We start from the raw sequence: 23,993 nt of genomic DNA, 5'->3' as shown, positions 1-23,993 counted from the left end.
AAAAATTTAGATTGGGGGAATATGTTCAAGGGGGTAGAATCAATAATATATCGAGGAGTAAACAGACCTATTGGAAGAAAATTAGATTTGCGCGCTCATTACCCAAAGGATTCTGTGACTATTACAATCTATCAATTAAGGTAATAGATATATTACTTATCAATTGATGGTTTAAATTCTATCCCTTTGCCCCGGCATATCGAGCTAATACAAACAGAAAGTCAGCTAAACGATTAAGATAGGAATGAACCTCCTTATGATCCAGGAGCCCTTCCTCCTTCATCGCTATTGCTCGACGCTCTGCTCTTCGAACGATTGTGCGTGCCAAATCCAAAACGGCGCTGACAGCAGTCTCTCCAGGATGAATGAACTTTCGAGGTAATGGAACTTCCTTCTGAAGCTCTTCAATCCACTCCTCTAAGCGTGAGATGTGATCCATCTCAATCTGATATTTTTTCCCCCCATCCCTCTCTGAGGCCAATTCTGCGCCAAGGATGACCAAGTCTTCCTGTACCTCCTCAATCATCTCCATTATTTTATCATTTTGTGTTAGGGCTTTAGCTATGCCAAGAGCAGAACTGGCTTCATCCAGTGTGCCATAGGTCTCAGGACGAATGCTTGACTTGGAAACCCTTTCTCCAGATAAAAGACTCGTCTCACCCTTATCTCCCTTTGTCGAAAATTTAAAGATACCCATCCTATTCCTCTCTCATTACTAAATTAATATGACTTTTATAATAATTTATCGCTTCATTGACCCCTCTATAAAAGACGGGAATGAGATGTTTTACTAAGTTTTCAAATACCTACATCCCTGCTTTTAGCAATGAATGCAAGAACTTTTCTTGTGATACCTTGGGAAGTCTATCAAAAGGATGTTATTCAGGACTATCATATATATAAACATAATTTTCCCCGAATTATGAAAATTGACTACAAATCACATTTATTAGCACTTGGGGAGTTGACTATTCCGTTCATGCTTATGAATAAGCAATTACTTCATACTCCGTGAAAAATTGCTAATAATCAATATTTTATTTGATTATGCTTGACTTCAGGAGCAAACAATTTATGGATATTTTTATTATTTAGATTTATATAAATATATTAGTACATAAACTAGACCTGAAAATATTATTAATTGAATTTAGAAGTAGTACATGAGTTCTGTTGAATAATGGGTTGATATTGGGGTCTAAAATCCTATCTCAATCAAAAGTGGGAAATCGAGGGAAGCTTTATATTAAGGAGGGATAAGAGAGGTGAAGGTATTATTGATCAATCCACCTTATGCGGCTACTGAGCCGCCTAGTATACCGATGAGTTTGTTGTATATTGGCGCTGCGCTTGAAGACGCTGGAAATGAAGTACGTATTCTGGATCTCTTAATATCACCAGCAAGCCAGGATGTCATTCAAAGGACTATTGAGAATTTTGATCCAGCAATGGTGGGGATAACCTCAGTAACGATGAACTGGCCAGAGGCGAGTAGGATATTGCATTGGGTAAAGCAAGCTGATGAGAGAATATATACAGTTGCCGGAGGACCACATGCAACCTTTACCTGGAAAGACATTGGCAACAGTGAGCCGTGGATAGATTTTGTGGTGCTGGGAGAGGGGGAGAAGACAATCATAGAGCTTGTAAACAAGATTGAGAAGAACACTTCAACACATGGCATAGATGGGTTAGCATGGCGGGAAAACGGAGGCATGGTAGCTGGTTCACGTCGAGCCTTTGAACATAATCTTGACCTACTTCCCAAACCTGCGAGACATCTCTTCTCGCTTCCCAAGTATAGAGCGATGTGGACTGATGCGAGGATGAGCACTGGCAGGGGTTGCCCATTCTCCTGTGCTTTCTGTGTGGGCGCTAAGATGGTTGGGCATAAACCAAGGTTGATGTCTCCTAATTCAGTGGTTGATGAAATTGAAGATGTGGTAAGATTAGGTTTTAGAGATATCTCATTCAGCGATGACCATTTCGGGATGAAACGTTCTCATGCAATTGCAGTGTGCGATGAGATTATAAATAGAGGAATAGATATTGATCTTGGCATCTTTATTCGCGCTGATGCTGCGGAGCCTGAACTTCTTGATAAGATGCGCCGCGCGGGGTGTACTAGAATCCTATTCGGTGCAGAAAGCGGTGTGCAGGCTATTGTTGATCGCATTAGAAAAAAGATTGACCTAAACCTGCTAAAGGAGAAAGTGAAGTTAGCTGTGGATATGGGTTTTCAGGTTCAGGTTACCTTTATTTTAGGACTTCCAGGCGAAACACGTGAGACAATAGAGCAGACCTTTGAATATGCTTTTAATCTTGGAATATTTGCTGGTATGCATATTTTAGCTCCATTACCTGGTAGCGAAATCTATGAATGTGCTGAGGAATTGGGCATTCGAATACTGCATAGAGATTGGAGTCTATATGATGCGAATCATGTTGTATCAGAGCCAAAGGGTATAAGCGCTAGTGAATTGGAAAAGATAATTATTGAGCATGAGAAGAACATTGAAAATCTGGAAAAGCAGGAAATAGAGGCTTGGCGGCGGGGTGAACTTACAGGAAGCAGTCAAAAGGGTTTGGATAGAAGGAGATGTATGAATTTTTACTTTGAGTTATTTCGAAATGGTTTTTTTAATAGTAATGCTTGCAGTGTTGAGATTAATGGGAACATAAATCCTCAAGATAAACTTATCAAGAGCGCCGCTATTCATGCTAATGTAGATGATTTTGAAGCTTCGAAGTGGATCAAGAGAGCAATGGATGCAGGTGACCTGAAAATTATACAGGAAGGTTCTAAAGCCAAATTTGGATTTATAGAATAGGTATACTCCAATTGATGAAGTAATGACATCCAGATAGCTTATTGCGATTCCATGCCATCTGTTTGCGCCTTCACATTATAACCAAGGACATCATGATTATAACCCCCTTCCAGAATTGCAAAACATCCCCCCTTATATATATTTGCAGCTGATTTAACCATCGCACCCAGAGTATAATAATCCTCAGTAGTAAGCACTCTCCCCCAGTCACGGCCCCTGAAAGTTCAACTCCACAATTATTTTACTATCTCAGAGTTAAATCAACTATTGTTGAGTTGGAAGAATGTATCGAACATGATCGATTAATCAACTAATAAAATGAAAACAATTTGGAATATTTGATTGGGTATACCGTACTTGACTTTTTTGAAATTATGGGTGATAATATAGTGTTATGAGAGAAGTATTACATATCAATCTCAGTGGAATGGATTATGGGGTTTGGGCAGACGAAGTCGTATTTACTAAGGATAAACATGCGTTACACCATTTGCCGCTTGTACAGAGTTATGTTTCCGGGATTTCCCTCATAAACGACCATGTTGTAACGTTAGCCGACCTATCTGCTTGCATCGGCTTATCCCCTTTGAATAGCAGAGAAGGATTTGTTTTAATCCTTTCTGAAGAAGAGAATATTGCTGGCTTTGCCACAGAGGGTAGGATAGGGCATTACAAGATAGCGGATGAAGAAATATTCTCCCTACCCGATTACCTGCAAACATCTATTATTGATAAATGCATATTGCATAATCATAAACCTATTCCTATTATTAACATCCCAGCTCTTTATGAGCTTGTACAAAAGGATAGTTTTAAGCCTGGTGATTTTGAGTTTCTTGATGCTGAAGCAAAACATATGGACATATCTTCAATCAATGGATTTAGATTGATTGAGGATAGCGGAGAGTTATTCGCTTTTCCTGATGTTAATGTACTTGAAATGATGGCTCTGCCAAAGAATGTGTCTCCAGTTTCCTCAATTCCGAAATATATTAAAGGAATTGCATTTCATAAATCCAATATCCTTCCTATTGTTAGTCTTTCTCAACGGATGAATTTAATGGATAAGTATACTGAAGAGGAGATGCTGGTTGTAGATATTGAGGGTAGTAGTTATGGTTTTTTAATAGATAGATTGATCAGCCATCATAATGGCAATGGCCATATACACATTCTTCCACCGCTTGTGCAATCAAGCTGGATGAATAACGCAACAATGTACAATAGCGATATAATTCCTATTGTTGATCCTATTGCAATGATCACAATACGTTCAGATGATAAAGACGAGACGCCACTATATTTACGATATAATCCAAACAGTGAGTTTGAGTCTATATTTGGTGTGGAGGAAGTAGAGGTTATCGAATTTTCCCTCCTTGGTGCACGTTACGCATTGCCAAAATCTGAAGTTATTGATTCTTTGAGTTTCAAGTCCTATCGAAGAGTACCGAATGTCAAGTCTATTGTAGTTGGAGTTGCGGAATATGAAGAGAAACTTTTGCCAGTGCTAGATCTTGCTCTATGTTTTGGCAGGCATTCGCCTGTATCAGAAGATTGGAAAATGATACTTGTAGAGAATGGAGACTTTAAAGCATTGGTCATTACAGAGCATATATACAAAGAACGATTGGTATCAGTTGCTACACAGCATAGTTTACCCATCATGTTACCTCACAGGTTGGTATATGGATGTTATACTGATGAAGAAACAAATACAGTGAAATTGATATTGAATGTTGAGGTTATGGCTGTTCATTTCGATGAGACTGCTGTGAAGGAATATTTTTATCAGATATCACGAGAGATAGAATCCTCGTTAGGTATGACATCATCTTCCCCTAAGGATGATGATGAGATTGCAGTTCCCATAAAAATTATCGGAGTAGAGGATGACTATGTTGAGGAGCTTGGACCTTCAGTTGAGAGTACAGTCGTCCATAACGAAGAGGAGTTGAGTGCCACTATGGACGGTGTGGTGGTCGAGGATAAGGAGGAGCTTGCTTCCCAAGTAGATAGCACACTAGTGGATGGGGATGAACTTAGCGCTTCGTCAGCGACTATTGCCATTGATGATGAAGAGGAATTGAGTGCTACTATGGATGATGTGGTAGTTGAGAACAAAGAGGAGCTTGCTTCCCAAGTTGTTAGCACACAAGTGGATGAGGATGAACTTAGCGCTTCTTCGACGACTATTTCTATTGATGATGAGGAGGAGTTGACTGCTACTATGGACGGTGTGGTGGTCGAGGATAAAGAGGAGCTTGCTTCCCAAGTTGATAGCACACTAGTGGATGAGGATGAACTTAGCGCTTCTTCAGCGACTATTGCCATTGATGATGAGGAGGAGTTGACTGCTACTATGGATGATGTGGTAGTTGAGAATAAAGAGGAGCTTGCTTCCCAAGTTGATAGCACACTAGTGGATGAGGATGAACTTAGCGCTTCTTCGACGACTATTGCTATTGATGATGAAGAGGAATTTACCACTCCGACTAAGACTATTGAAGTAGAGGATGAATCGGAAGAGGGCGAGTATGTATTACCAGAGTTTTCATCAATAGAGGAAGAGGTTAATGATGATGAGACAATGATTGAAGATGAGAAGAGTCAGAGAGAGATATCCGAGTCATTGGATTCAATTGGAAAAGAGGATAATAATAGTAAAGAATCAAATAGTACTGCAACAGAAATAATAGATATTAGCAGAGAACCTTTACAGGGGCCTATAGAGACTGATACATCACAGAGGAGAAAGAAGAAATATACATTTGCGGCTGTTGCTGCTATCATAATTATAGCAGTATATACATTAATTGCATATATATCGAACAATTATGATAGGATAGATGGAGAAAAATCTTTTGACACTATCCATCGAGGTGAATCTGATTTTACTGATTCGAAAAAGCCTGAACCGACTCTCGAAGAACATGCATCGGTGTCAGATACTCAAGCAAACATTCAAACATCTCAAACTCAAAAAACTCTTTCTGATTCGGATAGTCCTTCTGGATATGTAGTATATGAGGTGATCAGAGGCGACACACTTTATGAGATCACTGAGAAATTTACTGGTTATGGATTTGACTATCATCAAGTGGCTAAGGAGAATAATATTAAAAATCCGGATTTAATTTTTCCCAGGCAGAAGATTAAATATAACCAAAAGCTCATAAAAAAAGATGATTACAAACCCAGCCAGTAATGAGGGAAGGAATACAAATAAAATTTATTTTATTTCAAATTTTTTCTTCAGACCCTTACCCTTTATCTGATAATATATTTCGATACCCTCATCAACATTGTTGCTGTTGATGATCTTACCTTTTTTTAGAGGTTGCGCAAATTCCTCTTTTATCTTTACTATATCTGTATACCTGCTCCGATTCTTCATCCTGACATTTACAATGTCTTTTAATATTCGATGTTTGGCTTTATTAATTGCTATCTCCTCGTTTCCCCCGATAACTCTTACATTGTAAGTATCCTCATCAATCCATCCTGTAGGGATTGTATCGGCTTTTCTGCATTTCACTTTGTCAACATGAGTGTGAGTTTCAATGTTTTTTTCCGGTGAAACCCCTCGTACTTCAGGTATTTCAATTCTATTATCTGACGATGAGCATGATAATAACATTAAGAAACATAATAGAATAATTATTTTTTTCATTATGCTTACCTCACTAATTTATTATGTATTACTATTTTTCAACATTCAATCTCATAATATATCAGATTAGGTTGAAAAAAATTACATCGAACCCATAATTAAAACTAGGATAGATTCAATAAAACCATCTTCTCTTATCCCTGATGAAAAATTTATTTCATCAAAGAAAGGGATTGGCTAATCCTTAATGATGATAAAATATTCATAACATCAGAAGAAGGTGCAATGTTATGAGTATTGTTTTAATAGAGTTTGAAAATAAAAGCAAATAAAAAATGAGAATTTTTATTGGATGAATTATTATCAGTAATAGCAGGTACAAATACCTGCTTCTGATAAAGATTTCGACAAACGGTGATTGGAAACTTATGGATTTGATATTCATACAACTTATGCAAATTATCCCTTAAAGTAAAGAGCTTTATATAGGCAGGATAAATTCTACAAAATTTTTATCTTGACATATTTTTTCTATTTAAGTTAGGTATTTGCATTCCTAATTGTTGCTTCTCATTAACATTATTCCTAAATTATTGTTAATATTTGAGTAACCGAACAGGATATGACTAAATAGATACCTGCACTTTTCATTATAACAAACAATATTTAACATTTTTATTGATTTACGAACATGGTAACATATCCATAATCTTTATGATTATTAAATGGTTCAAGATCTAAACAAAATCCTAATTTGAAATAATTATGATATTTGTTATGTAGTTACTTTGCAATCCTATTTTGGATGAGAATAATATCTATAAGGAGGGATCGACTGATGATAAACTAACGATAGGAGTTTCAAAATATATATGTGATGGAGATTTTATAGAAAAAATTGTATAAAAAAAATCTTAAGTGAGGAGGAAATTAAATGGAAGATTCAACATTAAAGAAAAAGGGAACAACAGAAAAAGATATTGAGGAGCTAGAAAAAAGTAGGGAATGGTGGTGGGTGGCTGAGAAGAAGAGATCAAAGAGACTGGATTATCTGAGAAAAGCCGTTTGGAAGAAGGGCGCTATTGGTGGGGTTTATACGCCAGGCTTAAAGATAGATCTTGAGAAACCAATTCTATATACTGAGGCTTGGAAGGAGAATGAAGATGATCCTCTTATGATTAGGAGGGCAAAGGCGCTAACAAAGGTGATGAATAACATAACAATTTTCATTACTGATCATGCTCAACTAGTGGGTTATCAGGGTAGCCTTCCGCATACTCAGCTTTGGTGGCAAGAGATGGCTAGCATGTTTAACGAGCAGTATTATAATACACAGGGATCTATTCCAGAACCAGTTGATGAATCCTTGAGAATTATGGCTGATATTAACAATTATTGGGCAGGCAAGGCTGAACTAGATCAAGTTATAAAGATTCTACCTCCTGAAGATGCGGTTAAATGTTTTAGTGGGGCTGTAATGTGGGGTATTCCTATTACAAGCACTTATTCGACAAAAGATTATGAATATGTAATGACAGGGAAGAGGGGATTTGAGGATATCTATAATGATATTCAGAAAAAAATAGAAGATGCTGAGGAAGAACTTTCAGATATTCCTGGTCCTGATATCATTCCACTATATGATAAATTGCCTAATTGGGAAGGGATGCAAATTTCCTTGGAGGCATGCATCAATTATGCAAAACGCTACGCAAGGTTAGCAAGGATAATAGCTGAGAACTTCGAGACTGATCCTAAACGCAAGGATGAATTGATGAGGATTGCAGAAACCTGTGAACGAGTGCCGGCGAAACCACCAAGAACACTTCAGGAATCGTTTCAGTTCGATCTCTTTATGAATTTGGGTTGCAGATTCGAGTGTGCAGATAGTGGGGCATGGCCAGCGCGTCCTGATTATTATCATGGGCCATACTATGATAAGGATGTGAATATTGATAAGCGTATCACAGAAGAGGAGGCGCTTGATCTAATAGGCGAGTTTATGATTCGTGCCCACGAAACTGGCGCTATTGCACCAAGCCTAGCCCAGGAGGGCATACAGGGAATTCCGGGTACATATGTATGGACCATTGGTGGTGTGAAAGCTGATGGAAGTGATGCGTGTAACGATTTAACCATTGCCTTTATGAAAGCGGCAAGGCTGGTGCGCGTATCCAATCCTACCTTTGGCTTCAGATGGCATCCACAGGTCAAGGATGAGGTGATGAGGGAGGTTTTTGAATGCATTAGACAAGGATTGGGTTATCCTAGTATTCGTAACGATCCTATATTGATATCAAACACAATGCATTGGTATAGCCATCCCCTTGAGGAGGCGAGACTTTGGCTGCATCAGGCATGCATGTCACCATGCCCTCCAACGAAACATGGTTGTCAACCCATGCGGATGGCTTCAACAACCCTTAATACAGCGAAGATGATAGAATATGCACTTCATAATGGATATGATAACGTTCTTGAGATGCAAATGGGTCCCAAAACAGGGGATGCACGTAACTTTACCAGCTTTGATCAGCTCTTTGAGGCTTGGGAAAAGCAATTGGAGTGGATGATGAACATTGCAGTTAGGGTGATTAATATTGGAAGGGCCAAAAGCCCTGAATATTTTGGTCGTCCTATGCTATCTGCTGTATATGAAAGATCTGTTGAAAGCGGACTCGATGCCCTTAGTCCTGAAGGGGAAAGAGGAAATGCTTGGGTAACCTTTTTTACATGGGTGGAGAATGCTGATAGCTTGGCAGCTATAAAAAAACTCGTTTTTGATGATAAAAAATATACGATGATAGAAGTGATAGACGCCCTTGAAAACAACTGGGAAGGCAAAGAGGATATGCGACTTGATTTTGTTAAGAATGGCCCCAAATGGGGTAATGATGATGAGTATGTGGATGAGATAATGATTCGATGCGTTAGAAAAGCAGCAAGTCATTCCTGGAAGGTTCGATGTCCATCAGGAAATCCTTGGCCAGCGCTGCCTGAGAATGTGAGTGGTAATATTCACTTCTCCAATATGGTTCATGCGCTACCTAATGGCAGAAGACAGGGTGATGCCCTTTATGATGGAGGGATATCTCCAGGGCCTGGTCTAGATAAAAAAGGGCCCACAGCAGTTCTTAAATCCTGTGGAAAGATAAATCATATTAGTGACGGCAGATCCTTTCTCCTGAATCAACGGTTATCACCAACTCAACTCTCTGGCGAGAAGGGTTATCAATTGTGGAAGGCCTATATGAAAACATGGTCTGATCTTGGCCTTGATCATGTGCAGTTTAATATGGTAGATGATGCAACATTGAGGGCAGCGCAGAAAGATCCAGAGCAGTATCAGGAGGTAATCGTACGTGTGGCTGGATATAGTGCCCACTTCGTTGACATAAGCCGCAAGACACAGGATAATATTATTCAAAGGACAATTCATGGTTTAGGGTAGATATGTAGTTTTGCTTATTCCATTATAAGTTTTATCCATAAAGTTGTGTAATGGTAAGTTGTTAAGCGATGATGGTTTTGAATTATCCCTTATCATAATGTGTAAAAACTATTAACTTACTGGCTCTACAGAGTTATTTTTAGGGATTATACTATAATCTATATAAAATACTGTAGAGCCTACAAGTTCCATTGGAAGAGATTGAATGAATTCAATCTTGAAGATGTAATCCTAATTATCTCTTTGGTTGGATTGTCGTGAATGTTTCATTGGCTGTAGAATTAAAACGTTAATGAGGAAATATGGCATTTACTAAACATTATTGTTTTTGCAATAATGACATAAATATAATTGACATAATATTACTTTATAATATAAAATATAACCACAATTAAATTATAATCAATTTTTATTTTTTTTATAGGAGCAAAATATTTATAGATGCATGCTATTTAGACGCTATTCTACTTAATTAACTCTCATTTCAACTCTATTTTAATCTGGCCCGATTATGAATTTTCTTTTATAAATACTATATTTATATGTTTATTAGATTATATTTCAACAAATGAAAAATCAACTTTAGTTGCTTGAAAAGACAATTAAATATCCTTTGAGAAAGTTTTGAAAAATTTTTTCATTTATAATTTTATTTATTTTTTTATGTTGGTTTTTCAATTGACATTGACTGAAGCATTATTCGCAAATGCTGGTGATTTTGAGTTTATAGTAAAAGGTTATATAGATTTGCCTGGAAAAGCATATATAGATAATACGCATAGTTATCATAAAGATATTAAAATGGGTTTCTCTTTAGGATGTGAGTTATTAAAATACAAGAGAGACATGTTCGGATTTGGTATTGGAGCTTTATATCAGTTTCCGCGTGAGGCAGATGAATTTGATAGCCATGGGAAATTCTCATTTATGCCTATATATGGGATGCTAAAAGTTAATTTTTCAGGGAGACATGCAAATCCTTTCTGTGTAGTGCATTATGGATATAATTTTCTTATGGGTGACGATGATTTCAAGAAGGATACTGAGCTTAGAGGTGGTCACTATTTCAGTATCGGTGGTGGAGTTAAGTTGAAGTGGAGTATTGTTATTGAGTTTTTGTATTCTATTCACTGGGGCGGAAGGACTCGTGATGTAAATGGAAGCAAATATGATCTTGATGCATTATATCGTAAATTCGCAATGTCTATCGGTTATGCTTATGGCTTTTAGAGTATATTTCAGTATGAAAGGGGTATGAAGAAATTCCCTTTGGGGTTTAGGTTTTCCAATGTTTCTGGACTACTGAAATAATCTCAAATTCAATTTAGGATATTTAATATTAACTTATATCCTATTGCTAAAGTAGCTATATCCCTTAACCCAAGATATTCATTATCGTCATATAAATAAGATTTGATATAGATATCCAGCGAAGAAATTTCAATAAAAAGGCTATGGTAAGTATTGGGTGATGAACTCTCTTTTAGGATTTTGAAACCGATATTAAATGTAAAATGTATACCAGTTGGAAAGTAATACCCTTCCCATTGCGGAGCGTCGGTGGCACTATGCCAGTATAGATTTTTATCTAAAGCACATAACATCGTAATGCCAAAATAAATTGGCGACACTGTAATCTTTTCTAGAGGGGCATATTCAAAAGGATAGAAGCTGTTCTTCCAAGCAATTGTATGTATGTCGCAACCTCCTATGCTTTCTGGAACATATCCATAGAATAATCCTGTTTCCCAGAAGTTTGAGTAATAAGAGTGCCCTATACCGATTGCAACAAAACCTATGTAACCTGCAGTCTGAATGGTTATAATTTCAGGTAATAATTCCTTCATATTATTAATATTATTAGCAAATAATCGCGATTCATTTATTTCAATGATAAATAACATACAAAATAGAGGTATAAACGATTTTTTTTTTAAAAACGGCATCTTTCAACCTCAAATGAATCGCCATCATAGGAGGCGATCATATAGTGCCCATATCCAGGGCTTCCTATTTCATATCGTGGAATACCATCTATGAGTACGTATGAACTGTTAACATGGGCGTGGCCGTGTATTACGAGTGAAAAATGTTCATGAACAATCTCATTAAACCTATTTATTTCTGCTACAGTAAAACGGTTATACGCATCGTTTGAGTTATTGATATGAGAGAATAAAACTTTTTTATCTGCTTTAATCTGTGAAGAAGTAGTTGATAGCCAATTATAATCGGGATAACCGCTTTCCCAGTTGTTATTATTAAAAAATATAAATTCAACACCCATATAGTTAAATGTGTAATTAAGAGAACCAAACATTTTTTCATATATATCTATCCCTTTACTAAGGCAATCATGGTTTCCGATAGCCATCATATAGGGGATGTTCAATCTTTTAATTATATCATAGCTCCATTCAAATTCGGTTAACAGGCCGATATCGGTTATATCTCCGATGATAATTGCAAAATCAAGATCATCGCGTGCATTGATTAGATGGACTACCTTTTCTGTTTCTTGAAAGTAGTGATGAGTATCAGAAAACAGAGCTATATTGAAGGGCTGATTAAATCCTTTTGATTGTTCAATTTGTTTTATCATCATTAAGTTTAATTGGTTTAGATTCGAATGGGTGACATTTGTTTGAAAAGGAGAATATTCCATATCAATAAAGCAGTTTGGAAAGGATAGTCCGGTTAATAGGGAATTAGCAATGGTTAATCCCATTTTTTTTATAAATTTTTTTCTAGTAATTTTCATCCCTGTTGCCCTCATCTATTATCTATATTTACATGGAGAATAATTTTTTTTAGTTCATTATAAGTATGAATATAGGCCACAATTAGGTTAGTTACTAAGGAAATGAAATGACTATTAATTGTCAACTTTATTATTAATTAAGGATTTGATGATTATTTTACTGTTTCTTTACAGTTATTAATTATTTTATACTTAGAAAGTAAAATATTAATATTTTATATTGACTTTCTTGTAATTTATATGTAATTTTACTAGATATTAATTTTTTATCCCTTTGGCCAATTATAAAATAAAGGAGAATTTATGATGAGCGAACGGGTTGAAATCCCCAATAATGTTACATTAGAGGTTATTGAAGGAGGAGATACGGGTATTGTATATACAATCGACAATAAAACAGTAACTATTGGACGTGAGAATGTATGTAATATGCGACTTACTGATGAGCATGTTTCAAATAAGCATTGTCAAGTTGTTTTTCGAGGTGGGCATTTTACCGTAATCGATCTAGGTAGTTTAAATAAGACTAAAGTAAATGATCGTGTTTACGTCCAGAAAAATTTGCATAATGGAGATATCCTAACCATTGGGAAAACTAAGTTACAATTTAATTGGCAAAATCAAGAGGAGGATGAAATGGGTGATTCATCAAAGGATATTCTTGATGACACTGAAATAGACTCACTAGAAGAATAATTTATAGTATTTATCTTTAGAAGGGAATAAGGGTTTATTGGAAGATGCCATTTCCATGTGTAATTTTGAATATTTAATATATTAATAGGGAAGTTATATCAATTGTATTAGCGCATGGTAATTGAATTGAAAAAAAATGAAATGTAGTCAAATATATTAATAACTTATGGAGGAATATTATGGGTGATTTTTTTGATCAAATTCCGGGTGATGTTCAAGATCAAATCAGAGATATAACAAAATCTTCTGGTTTGCCGGATAATGAAGATTCTATTGAGATGATGGCGCAGGCATGGATTGAAAAGAAAGAGGCTTTTGAGGAGAAAATAGAAGCCTTGGATATGGAAGAGCTAGATTCTTATGACAAAGAGGATACTAGGGGAGCCTTGGTTCTTACATATTCAGGTTCACTTGTAAGCATAGGTCCTTTAGCAGATGATGGTCGGGCCGTTGAGTATACGAGTATTGGCATCAGAAGCGATGTGCCCGACAGCCTAAAAGGTGAAGGATCAATGCTAGGGAAGGATGTTATGGTTGGAGAGGAGATGGAGTTTGAGTCTGGACCCGTTAAAAGCACCTCTTCTATTTTCAAAATCGCTGTTTTTAAAGAAGAGATAAGCGCTGAAGAACAGGAAGAGAAATTGTCAGATGCAACCGTTGTCTTGAGTGATGAGTTTACTAAGATAAATAAAACGATCATATCTAATAATGATTAGTTTTAGATTTATCTCTCATTGTGTGTAGTAGCAGCAACACCTATTCAGATATATATAATAGCCTATACATTTTTAATATAGGTAGAGCTATTTAATATTACTGAAGAGATTGTTGCATTTTTTAATCTGCGTGTCTGCGTAATGGTTAATAATTATAATATAAAAATAAATAGTATGCAATTAAAGCATAATATATTGCATACTATTTATTATACTGATGAAAAAGATTATCAGATTTGTTCAAATGAGCAAGAATTCATGTTTCCTTCCATTTGAGTTTATTGCCACTTTCATAATACATCCTGTGCTAAGCAGGATGGGGATGCAGATAGGGAATCAATCGGATAATCAAAATTTGTATAAATTGGTACAATTTACTCCATTAATAATTATTAGGTATGAGAATGAACAATCAAATACATCCTGATGAGTTAAAGAATAGACTCATTGAGATATTTAATCGAAAGCATCCGCCTGAATGTGATCATTTTCTTGAAGTAGTGGAAATAGCTAACTCTGTTTTAATAAACGAAGAGGAAGAGATTAGACCACATGATTCATCTGATCTCCCTGGAGGCATGATCTTGTTAAAACATTATATTCCTACCATCCTAGTCCCGGATATTCATGCTAGAATGGATTTATTTTTAAACATAATGCTCTATGAGGATTCCGGATATACAAATTTAGACAAAATGGCGTTAGATTTGCTACAGGTTGTATGTGTTGGTGATGGTGTGCATGCTGAAAGAAGAGCTGCTAAGAGATGGGCAGATGCTTTTAAAGAATTCCAAGATGGATATTCAAATCATAAGAATATTGATGAAGAAATGAGAGAGAGTTTTGGAGTGATGGAGATGATCATGGAAGTCAAATCCAATTTTCCAGCGAATTTTCATTTTTTAAAGGGAAACCATGAAAATATTTCTAATGAAGATGGTGGTGGGAATTATCCATTTATTAAGTTTTCTCATGAAGGGCCTATGGTTGCCTATTATGTTCAGAAGTTTTATGGCGATGAGTTTTTTGAAAATTATTATCTCTTTGAAAAGAATTTACCCATCTTTGCAGTCGGTAAAAATTTTCTCATCTCTCATGCAGAACCGCGTACATTTTTTAATAGAGAAAGGATAATAGAATACAGGAATCACCCTGAGGTTATAGAAGGACTAACATGGACCGATGATGATGCTGCGCAAGACGGTAGCGTTCTTCAAATGATTGAATATTATATTGATGATATGGATAGGGATGACAGTTATTATTTTGGTGGACATAGACCTGTTATGAATTTGTATAACTCTAGAGCAGATGGGAGGTATATCCAAATTCACAATCCTAACAAGTTTATTATCGGAATAATAAAAGAGAACAAAGATATAGATTTAGATGAAGACATAATTGAAATTAAGAATAATATTGATGAGATTATTTATGCTTAGCCTTTGTGGAAAGAGTTATTTTTTTTGTGATCATTAAAAAAGAACACCCCATTTCAACAACTCAATCATTAAATATCATAATAACAGGCTATAATTGGAAAATAAATATCAGTTAAATATGTCAAGAATGGAGATACATTAAGGCATTGATTGATAATAGAATAAGTAGTGTTATCTTAAACAAGGGATATAAGGGTAGGTCATGGCTACAAAAGTAACAAAAGTAGGTAAATATCAATTAACATCCAAGATAGCTGAGGGAGGGATGGGAGCTATATATAAAGCGAAGCATCCTACTTTAAATAGAGATATCATATTAAAGCGACTCATATTAAGGCAAAGTTCATCCATTACTGAGAGATTCAAAAGGGAAGCTCAGCTAATGATTGATTTTCGCAATGATCATATAGTACAGGTTTATGATCACTTTAAGGAGGGCAATTCCTATTATATAGCAATGGAATTCGTAGATGGGATTAGCTTGAGTGATTTAATCAAAAAGAAGAGATACATACCCAACGAGATTGCGATGTTGATTATTATTGAGATATGCAAAGCCCTTAAGTATGCTCATGATAGAAATGTTATACATAGAGATATTAAACCTGAGAATGTCTTAATTTCTAAAAAGGGTGAGGTGAAATTAACAGATTTTGGGATCGCGACATCCAAAGACTGTGAAGAGGAATGTTTAACTTCTGCTGGTACTACATTAGGAACACCGGCATATATGTCACCGGAGCAGATCACTGACACAAAAAATGTGGATAAACGAGCTGATATATACTCAATGGGTGTGGTGCTGTATGAGATGGTAACAGGGAAATGCCCCTTCCCAGGGAACTTTACTCCTGAAGCAATAACTATAATCCAAAAGGGTGATTATACCTCCCCCAGGAAAATCAATCCCAGAATATCCTCTGTGATTCAGAAAGTCATTAAAAAGGCGATGCACTGTAAGGTCAAGAAGAGATACAGGGATTTGCAATATATTATTGATATATTTTTACGGCGACTAAAGAAATATAAAGATCAGGAGACGATCAATAACACGATTAAAGGGTATATCTTTGGTAGCAAAGAGGAGATTGAAGAGAGTTCAGGATTCAGTATAAGTAATACTCTTAAGAAGTCTATCGATAGTGTTGCTGTAAAACTTTCATCAAATTATGTCCGGATTCTGTTGGTTATAGCTATTCTTATAGGTATTATTGCTGTCGGGGGTTATTGTTTTTATAGTATGGATATGCATTATGAATATTTCAAACAACAGGAATATGGGGCATTGTGTGTAGATGTAAGGATAGATAAAAAATATAAGGATCCTGGAGCAAATTATATCAATGCTTCATTATTTATTAGGGAAGGGAAGAGATATAAAAGTGTAAAAGATAAGGATTTGTATTTTAAATTGGATGAGAAAGCTAATAGTAAGAAATATTATTCATTTAAATCCCCAAAAGTATATTTAAAATCGTCAATGTATAGAATCAGGATTGATATTGAAAATGAACTCTTTCAGAAGGATTTTTATATAAAGCCTAGGGGAATACAAAAGAAAGAAAAAGAGACCATAGATGCTAAATATATAAAATTATATTATAAGAAAGTCTCCCGTTTACCCCTGAAAATACATTATACAGTAAAGGATATAAATACTAATTTAGACATTACTGATGACACTGAATTATATATAAATTTTTACAAGAAGTGGTATAAATGGATTGATTTTATTGAGTTGAAGAATTATAAGGAAATCTTAACTACTGACAGAACCTATAAATTTAATTTTGTCAGGGAAGGTTATTACAATAAATACCTACGAATTTATGTAAAACCATATCAAACGAATTTAGTTTTGGATTTAGATCTTGTGCCTGTTCCAGGAACCCTTTCGGTAAAGTCTAATTATAAGGGTTTGGATATATTATTGAATAATTCCAATTATTATTTTTCAGGTGGAAAGGGTAGAAAATATATAAAAATTGCGCAATCAAGAAAGAAATTTCAAAAATTATTGTTATCTCCAGGGGACTACTTTATTACAGTAAAGAAATCGGGGTCTGTTAGCAAGACGGTTAAAACCAGGATTGTATCTAAAGAGTCGAAAAAGGCTATTATTAATTACAATCAAGATAGAGAATTAATTAATATAAATATTTATTAAAACGCGACAGGAGTGAATTATGTCAACGTTAATGAGAAGGATTTTCCTTTGTATTATTGGGATTCTTGCCGGATTAACTGCCTGGCCCCTTGCTGAGGTGACTCTATTGCTTCAGAGTAGTTTTCCTTCCTATCTTGTTTTTACTGTATTTCTTGGAATGGTCTTTGGATTAATAATTGGAGGATTATTTGGCAGCAGCGATGGAATAATTATGTCAATTAGTTCTAATATCTTTAGTGGAATGTTTCGTGGGGCAATTATAGGTATAATTGGAGGCATTAATGGATTCCTGATTGGCCAGGCTGCGCTCTTTGTAATTGGTGATATATTCATTCACTCCATGAAGAGTTTTAATACTATTGGTCTACCCTTCTCAAGAGCAATTGGTTGGGCATTTTTGGGTATTTTTATTGGAAGCATTGATGGATTCAGATCCCGTTCCTGGAACAAGATTAAGGTCGGGATAATTGGCGGTATTCTAGGTGGCTTTTTGGGTGGGCTTGCCCTTGAATATATCAGAATGATTATTCCGAATATTATGTTTGCCCGTCTTGGCGGTCTTATGATCTTTGGACTATTTATTGGACTCTTTTATGGATTTGTTGAGAATCGTTTATCTTTTGGTGTATTAAGACTATTGAATGGAAAGTTTAAGGGAAAAGAGTATCTTATAAATCAGAGAAAGATGAAAATCGGTAATTCTGACAAAAATGATATCGTTCTTTCTGGTTATGATAATATCTCTGATTTACATGCGGAATTGCGATTCATGAAGAATGAGGTGGTTATAAAAAACCATGATAAAAAGAATCCGGTTTTGGTAAATGAAGATAAGATCAATGAGCATCAATTAAAATTGGAAGACGTTATAAAAATTGGTTCAGCAAAGCTTTTATTTAAATTTAAATAAAGGGGATAATTAAGATGTTATACAGAATCATTATTTCAGTTATGTTTATCTTTCTCTCTTATCAGGCTTCATCTGCATATTCAGTGCGTATTTCACAGATTGATGCTTCCACATTGTTGCTTAATCAAAACATTAAGATTTATGTTAGTGTAACCGATGAGTTTGGAGAGCCTGTAAAACAATTACAACGAGATGCATTTTCAATCCTTGAGTCCTCCAATGGGAGGGATTATGCTACAATTCCCAGTATATCAGGTTTTGAGACAATGGCTAATTATGAGTTAGGTATCAATTTTTTATTGATGATAGATAATTCAGGGAGTATGTATAGAGATTTAAATGGCAAGAAGACCAAATACGATAGTGCGAAGAGGATATCTCATGCAAAGAAGGCTGCAATCTCCTTTCTGGCCAGCATTACAAATCCCAAGGATAAGGTTGGATTAGTTTCCTATAATTCCTATTATACAGCACATGCTGATTTAACAAATGATAAGATAAAGATTGAGGGATATCTTGATGAAATAAACAAACCTAGCAGTGATGAGGCATATACAGAGATATATGCTAGCCTGTATTCAGCGGTTGACGAGTTTCGCACGACAAAGGGTAGAAAAGCAATAATTATATTGTCTGATGGTGCGAATCAGCCCTACTATAAGTATACTAGAAGGGAGCATAAGGTCTTTGGCAATAAGATATATAAGTATACAGAACCTACAAAGTATTGTCAGGAGGAGGGAATCTCTGTATTTGCAATCTATTTCGGCAAGGAGAAGGAGAAGAAGGATAAAAATTTACATAAAATTGCTATCCAAACAGGAGGGGCTGTTTTTGATGCTCAAAATCAGAAAGAACTCAGTGAGGTGTATTCTAAAATAGTAAATCAAATCTTGAACGAATATTTAATTACCTATTCCGCGACAATGGAGCCAACTGATAAAAAATATGTTAAGGTTCTTTATACAGATGATTCAAACAAGAATTCTTCATCACGATTTTATTTTTCCAGTACTGTTTTTGGTATTCCCTTAAATTATTTTACCCCCTTATTACTCATTCCCTTAATACTCTCTATTTTTTTGGTATGGCTTCTATCGAGATTGGATTTTGAAAAGAAGAAGGCTGATCCTTCATTGGAGGTTATAAGTTCAAGTACTGCAAGGGCTACAACCAAGTTTTTAAAATTGGGAGGAGGGAAGACAATTATTGGTGATGATCAGGCTGCTGATATGACCATTGTTGGAGGCGCGACAAAAATAAGAGAAAAACATGCCACTATCTTATTTGATGATAAAAAGAAAAAATATACCATAGTGAGTGAAGGGGACTTAATGGTAAATAATAAATCCATTAAAAAAAAGGAATTAGAATCAGGAGATGTGATAAATGTTGGTGGAACTACAATTGTGTTCGATGATGGAGAAGTAGAATAGTCTGCATCATTTTATGTTTGCAGCAATTTATAAATCCCTGAATATTTTTATTGTTGAGCATATTGGATGTTTTATGAGTTAACCATGAGTCTTGATGAGTAAAGGATTATATAGCCTGCTGTTCTATTTCCCATCCAGGATGAAGCTTCCTCGAATGAAACCTCTTCTATAGACATATTATCATGGGTTGATTATTTTAATAAATTGCCCAAGAAAAATATTCAATACTTAATGAACATCACTTCATAGGATTATTTCTTCGTCCCTGCATTAGTGATTTTGGTTGATTTACTAACAGGATTACTACAATACTTCTCGATTCCTAAATGAAGTAATTCCATTTCCATGATTATAGAAATTTATAACCTCGGTTTTTGTTTACTATTTCTTTGAAATATGGAAATCCATCAAAGTATGGATTAGTTAATGATTGAAGGTGAATATGTATAGGTATAAAGGAATTATTTTTCTCTTATTGTCTTCATTTTTTTTTACCACATCTACATTGTTTGCAAAGTTGGTAACCACTTTATCCGAAATCCAGGCAGTTGAAATAACCTTTTGTCGATTCTTCCTCGGTTTTATAACAGTGTTAATATATATGGTCACACAAAAACGATCATTACGACCAAAGAGGATATCATATGTATTATTGAGATCAATATTAAATCTAATAGCGGTTATTCTATTCTTCGCTGGTGTTCAATTTACTACTATTACAAATGCAAACATGCTTAATATGACCTATCCTATATTTGTATATCTTTATGCGCCATTTATTAATAGAGAAAAAAATAGTGTGATATATTTATTATACGTAACAATAACAATGATTGGCGCATATTTAATAATTAATCCCACTATTGAAGACCTATTATTGGGTGATATACTCGCTTTGCTTTCAGGTGTTACTGCTGGTGCAGCTATTTCTATTTTACGTGAGGCAAGAAAATATGACAGCTCTTTTATTATATTATTCTATTTAATGACAATAGGAACTATAACGAATTATTTTATTATGCTGCCCTATTTCATTGCTCCTAAGGGTATCGTTATCTTATATCTCTTTCTTTCAGCCTCCTCGGGAGTATTAGGACAAATATTTATAACCATAGGTTATAGGTATATAGATGCTGCATCTGGATCGCTGATTTCATCAAGCAGAATATTGTTTGCTGTAATAATGGGTGTATGCATGTTTTCCGATCCACTGTCACCAAAAATTATTATAGGCGCTATATTAATAATAATATCACTAATCGGAGTGAGCGGAAGATGGCAAAGGATTAGACAAAAAACGCCGTCATCAATGATGTAATTTTTTTATATTCTTAGACTAAGCTTGGATTTATAAATAGTAATTATTGACCTATGTCAATGCTATAATTATCCCTAGGGATTATATTTATAATAGAATTGATAGTGGGAGAAACAATTTATTTGTAACAATATATTATACCTAAGTGTACAGATGTAGTGGAAGAATTGGGTTGGATTCGATGTATTTGATCTATGTTAAATAGGAAATTAAGGAGGTGCTAATCTATGAGATGCCCAGGACAGGACAGCAGATACTGGAAATCAGAGGCAATCTTTGACGTTAAGTGTCCTCAATGTGGGAGTAGTGAAGAGTTTTTTAAGGATGAAACTACGCGTCTCTGCAAAAAATGTGGACATAAGATCATCAATAACAGATTGGACTTTGGTTGTGCATCTTATTGCAAATTTGCAGATCAATGCTTAGGTGAAATTCCTTCAGAACTCCTGGCTCACAGAAAAGAATTATTAAAGGATAGAGTGGTCATTGAGATGAAACGCTTTTTTAAACGAGATTTTAAGAGAATCGGTCATGCTTCCAAGGTTGCCAGATATACTGAAGAGATTGTCGCTAAGGAAGGTGGTGATTTGGCGGTTGCATTAATCGCTGCTTATCTTCATGATGTTGGAATAACAATTGCAGAGCAGAAGTATGGCAATAGGGCTTTTGACTTTCATGAAGAGGAAGGCGAGATTATTGCTCGGGAGATGCTATCCAACTTAGTTGCTGATCAGAGCCTGATTGATGAAGTCTGTGATATAGTAGGACATCATCATCATCCTCGAGAGCATGATACAATAAACTTCAGGTCAGTATATGACGCTGATACAATCGTGAAGATCGAGGAAGAACAAAAGGATGCAGAGAATGGGACCGCAAAATTGGAAGGTATCATCCAAAGGGATATTTCCACAAAGGGTGGTCGTGAATTAGCTAAAAGGATTTTGTTAACATAAACTGAAGATGATGACTTGATTGTTGAATATATTGATTATTAATAATTCATAAGGGATTTAGTCCTTCATGGGAATGCATATTATTATTTATTAAGGAGATAATCATGAAAGTAAAGCGAAAAATCATTGAGATAGATGAGGAACGATGTGATGGCTGTGGACAATGTGTGCCTGCATGCGCTGAAGGAGCAATACAGGTAGTGAATGGAAAGGCCAAGCTTTTGGCAGAGAAGTATTGTGACGGATTAGGGGCATGTTTAGGGGAGTGTCCCAAAGATGCTCTCAGGGTTGTTGAACGAGATGTTGATGAGTTTGATGAAAGGGCTGTGGAAGAGTACCTGATGAAACGAGATAATCAGGATGCTCAAATAGATGAAGATATTATGCCCTGTGGTTGCCCCTCGAGTAAAATACAACGCTTGTCTCCATCCATATCCTGTGATAAGGCAAGTCAAGCAACATCCATGGCGAACAAGGGCTCGATTCTATCACATTGGCCAGTACAGATACGGCTTATCCCTCCAACAGCCCCTTTTTTGAAGGAGGCGGACTTGTTAGTGGCTGCAGACTGTACCCCAGTTGCTTATCCTAACTTTCATGAAGACTTTATCAATGGGAAAATTGTGATGTTGGGATGCCCAAAATTTGATAATGCAGAAGATTATATTCATAAGTTTGCAGAGATATTCAGGATGAATGATATTAGTAGCATCACAGTAGTAGTCATGGAAGTGCCTTGTTGTAGTGGACTTCCTACTATCATTCAAAAGGGTATGGCTTTAGCAGGTAAAAGTATTCCCATGAAAAAAATAGTTATTGGTATCAGGGGCGAGATACTAAGCATTGATATGATGGACGAAGTCGAGAGAAGAGTAGTATAATGGTAAATAAACCAAAATACTACTCAGTTATAATTATATACTGACTAATCGGAATTATTGTGGAATTATTTTGAGTAATACTCAATATGAGATTTTTCTTGACAGTATATGTGTTCTATTCAAATAATTTATTCATGTTCGAAGTGTTACATGCACAAAACAATAGATAATATCTATTAATTTGACTGATCGTTTCTGTAATTATTCAGATGGATTATTTAATATCTGGAAAAGCAATCAATTCAGTCTGTTCGATAAATTGTTTCGATAAATTGTAAGGATGTAATTAGGATTGATCCTAAGGAAGTGAATGTTTTTTTATGGAAGAGAATTAATTAGAAGGGGGTAATGATGATAGTTGTTATTGCGGTTTTGCAAGCTCAAACAGGAAAGGAAATTGAGATGGAGAATGCATTAAAAGAAATAATTCCCAAGGTTGAGTCAGAAAAAGGGACGATGGCCTATATCCTTCATCGTTCTCAAAGTGAGCCAGGGACATTCATGTTTTATGAAAAATATATTGATAATGCAGCCTTTGAGTATCACAGCTCAACACCGCATTTTCAAGAGCTTTTCGGAAAAATTGGGCCCTTACTAGCTGGAGCCCCTAGAATTGAGATGTTTGAAGAGATAGCAGCGAAGAAGTAATGAATTATATCATTAACTATCTTTTGTGAAGAATACTAATTTTTTATAATAGTTAAGATAATATCTGACATTCCGATAATAAAACTGACACTTATTCCCCCCGGGAGGAATAAGTGTCAGTTTTCGCAAAACAAAATTATGAAGAGTGTCTATGAACCAAGAAGACA

The 23,993-nt window shown here is 35.4% G+C and carries 19 protein-coding genes; 14 read left to right on the top strand and 5 right to left on the bottom strand.

Annotation, left to right across the window (positions count from 1 at the left end; genetic code table 11):
- Positions 1-178: 178 nt before the first annotated feature.
- Positions 179-697 carry a cob(I)yrinic acid a,c-diamide adenosyltransferase gene (locus SVZ03_07690; GenBank protein MDY6934089.1) on the bottom strand — a complete coding sequence of 173 codons (519 nt, stop codon included), beginning with the start codon at positions 695-697 and terminating at the stop codon, positions 179-181.
- A gap of 568 nt (positions 698-1,265) precedes the next feature.
- Here SVZ03_07690 and SVZ03_07685 point away from each other — a divergent pair.
- Positions 1,266-2,831: a radical SAM protein gene (locus SVZ03_07685; GenBank protein MDY6934088.1), complete on the top strand. Its 1,566-nt coding sequence runs from the start codon at positions 1,266-1,268 to the stop codon at positions 2,829-2,831.
- A gap of 38 nt (positions 2,832-2,869) precedes the next feature.
- Here SVZ03_07685 and SVZ03_07680 read toward each other — a convergent pair whose 3' ends face one another.
- Positions 2,870-3,028: a hypothetical protein gene (locus tag SVZ03_07680; GenBank protein MDY6934087.1), complete on the bottom strand. Its 159-nt coding sequence runs from the start codon at positions 3,026-3,028 to the stop codon at positions 2,870-2,872.
- A 197-nt stretch (positions 3,029-3,225) separates the two neighbouring features.
- Between SVZ03_07680 and SVZ03_07675 the strand changes: the two genes are divergently transcribed.
- Positions 3,226-6,039 (top strand): chemotaxis protein CheW, encoded by a 2,814-nt coding sequence (locus tag SVZ03_07675; GenBank protein ID MDY6934086.1) that lies wholly within the window; start codon positions 3,226-3,228, stop codon positions 6,037-6,039.
- Between the two features lie 24 nt (positions 6,040-6,063).
- Here the strand turns inward: SVZ03_07675 and SVZ03_07670 are convergent, their stop codons facing one another.
- Complete coding sequence (locus SVZ03_07670) at positions 6,064-6,504, bottom strand: hypothetical protein (protein MDY6934085.1); 441 nt, start codon at positions 6,502-6,504, stop codon at positions 6,064-6,066.
- An 874-nt stretch (positions 6,505-7,378) separates the two neighbouring features.
- On the opposite strand from SVZ03_07670, the gene SVZ03_07665 reads away from it, so the two are divergent.
- Positions 7,379-9,895 (top strand): pyruvate formate lyase family protein, encoded by a 2,517-nt coding sequence (locus SVZ03_07665; GenBank protein ID MDY6934084.1) that lies wholly within the window; start codon positions 7,379-7,381, stop codon positions 9,893-9,895.
- Positions 9,896-10,519: 624 nt separating this feature from the next.
- Positions 10,520-11,125: a hypothetical protein gene (locus SVZ03_07660; protein ID MDY6934083.1), complete on the top strand. Its 606-nt coding sequence runs from the start codon at positions 10,520-10,522 to the stop codon at positions 11,123-11,125.
- A gap of 89 nt (positions 11,126-11,214) precedes the next feature.
- On the opposite strand, the gene SVZ03_07655 is transcribed toward SVZ03_07660, so the two are convergent.
- Positions 11,215-11,841, bottom strand: a complete 627-nt coding sequence (locus tag SVZ03_07655; protein ID MDY6934082.1) for a hypothetical protein — start codon at positions 11,839-11,841, stop codon at positions 11,215-11,217.
- A complete protein-coding gene (locus SVZ03_07650) occupies positions 11,829-12,656 on the bottom strand; it encodes a metallophosphoesterase (protein MDY6934081.1) in 828 nt (275 codons plus the stop codon). The genes SVZ03_07655 and SVZ03_07650 overlap by 13 nt, the downstream gene beginning before the upstream one ends.
- 303 nt (positions 12,657-12,959) lie before the next feature.
- Here SVZ03_07650 and SVZ03_07645 point away from each other — a divergent pair, with 303 nt between their 5' ends.
- From SVZ03_07645 to SVZ03_07600, 10 genes are all read left to right on the top strand, one after another.
- Complete coding sequence (locus SVZ03_07645; GenBank protein MDY6934080.1) at positions 12,960-13,352, top strand: FHA domain-containing protein; 393 nt, start codon at positions 12,960-12,962, stop codon at positions 13,350-13,352.
- 179 nt (positions 13,353-13,531) lie between these two features.
- Positions 13,532-14,068 (top strand): hypothetical protein, encoded by a 537-nt coding sequence (locus tag SVZ03_07640; protein MDY6934079.1) that lies wholly within the window; start codon positions 13,532-13,534, stop codon positions 14,066-14,068.
- 404 nt (positions 14,069-14,472) lie between these two features.
- Positions 14,473-15,510, top strand: coding sequence for a metallophosphoesterase (locus SVZ03_07635; protein ID MDY6934078.1), 1,038 nt, complete (start codon positions 14,473-14,475; stop codon positions 15,508-15,510).
- Positions 15,511-15,712: 202 nt separating this feature from the next.
- A complete protein-coding gene (locus tag SVZ03_07630) occupies positions 15,713-17,677 on the top strand; it encodes a serine/threonine-protein kinase (protein ID MDY6934077.1) in 1,965 nt (654 codons plus the stop codon).
- A gap of 19 nt (positions 17,678-17,696) precedes the next feature.
- Entirely contained in the window at positions 17,697-18,587 is an 891-nt protein-coding gene (locus SVZ03_07625; protein MDY6934076.1) for an FHA domain-containing protein, read from the top strand.
- A 14-nt stretch (positions 18,588-18,601) separates the two neighbouring features.
- A complete protein-coding gene (locus tag SVZ03_07620) occupies positions 18,602-20,023 on the top strand; it encodes a VWA domain-containing protein (protein ID MDY6934075.1) in 1,422 nt (473 codons plus the stop codon).
- A gap of 442 nt (positions 20,024-20,465) precedes the next feature.
- A complete protein-coding gene (locus SVZ03_07615; GenBank protein MDY6934074.1) occupies positions 20,466-21,341 on the top strand; it encodes a DMT family transporter in 876 nt (291 codons plus the stop codon).
- A gap of 227 nt (positions 21,342-21,568) precedes the next feature.
- On the top strand, positions 21,569-22,297 hold the full coding sequence (locus SVZ03_07610) for an HD domain-containing protein (protein MDY6934073.1): 729 nt from the start codon (positions 21,569-21,571) through the stop codon (positions 22,295-22,297).
- Between the two features lie 104 nt (positions 22,298-22,401).
- Positions 22,402-23,178, top strand: a complete 777-nt coding sequence (locus tag SVZ03_07605; GenBank protein MDY6934072.1) for a 4Fe-4S binding protein — start codon at positions 22,402-22,404, stop codon at positions 23,176-23,178.
- A 348-nt stretch (positions 23,179-23,526) separates the two neighbouring features.
- Positions 23,527-23,826, top strand: a complete 300-nt coding sequence (locus tag SVZ03_07600) for a putative quinol monooxygenase (protein ID MDY6934071.1) — start codon at positions 23,527-23,529, stop codon at positions 23,824-23,826.
- The last annotated feature ends 167 nt before the right edge of the window (positions 23,827-23,993 follow it).

The sequence above is a fragment of the Spirochaetota bacterium genome (genome assembly GCA_034190085.1).
In the GTDB taxonomy this organism is placed as follows: Bacteria; Spirochaetota; UBA4802; order UBA4802; family JAFGDQ01; genus JAXHTS01.
Note: the sequence above shows the minus strand (reverse complement) of the source record. Positions and strands in the feature narration are given on the sequence as shown.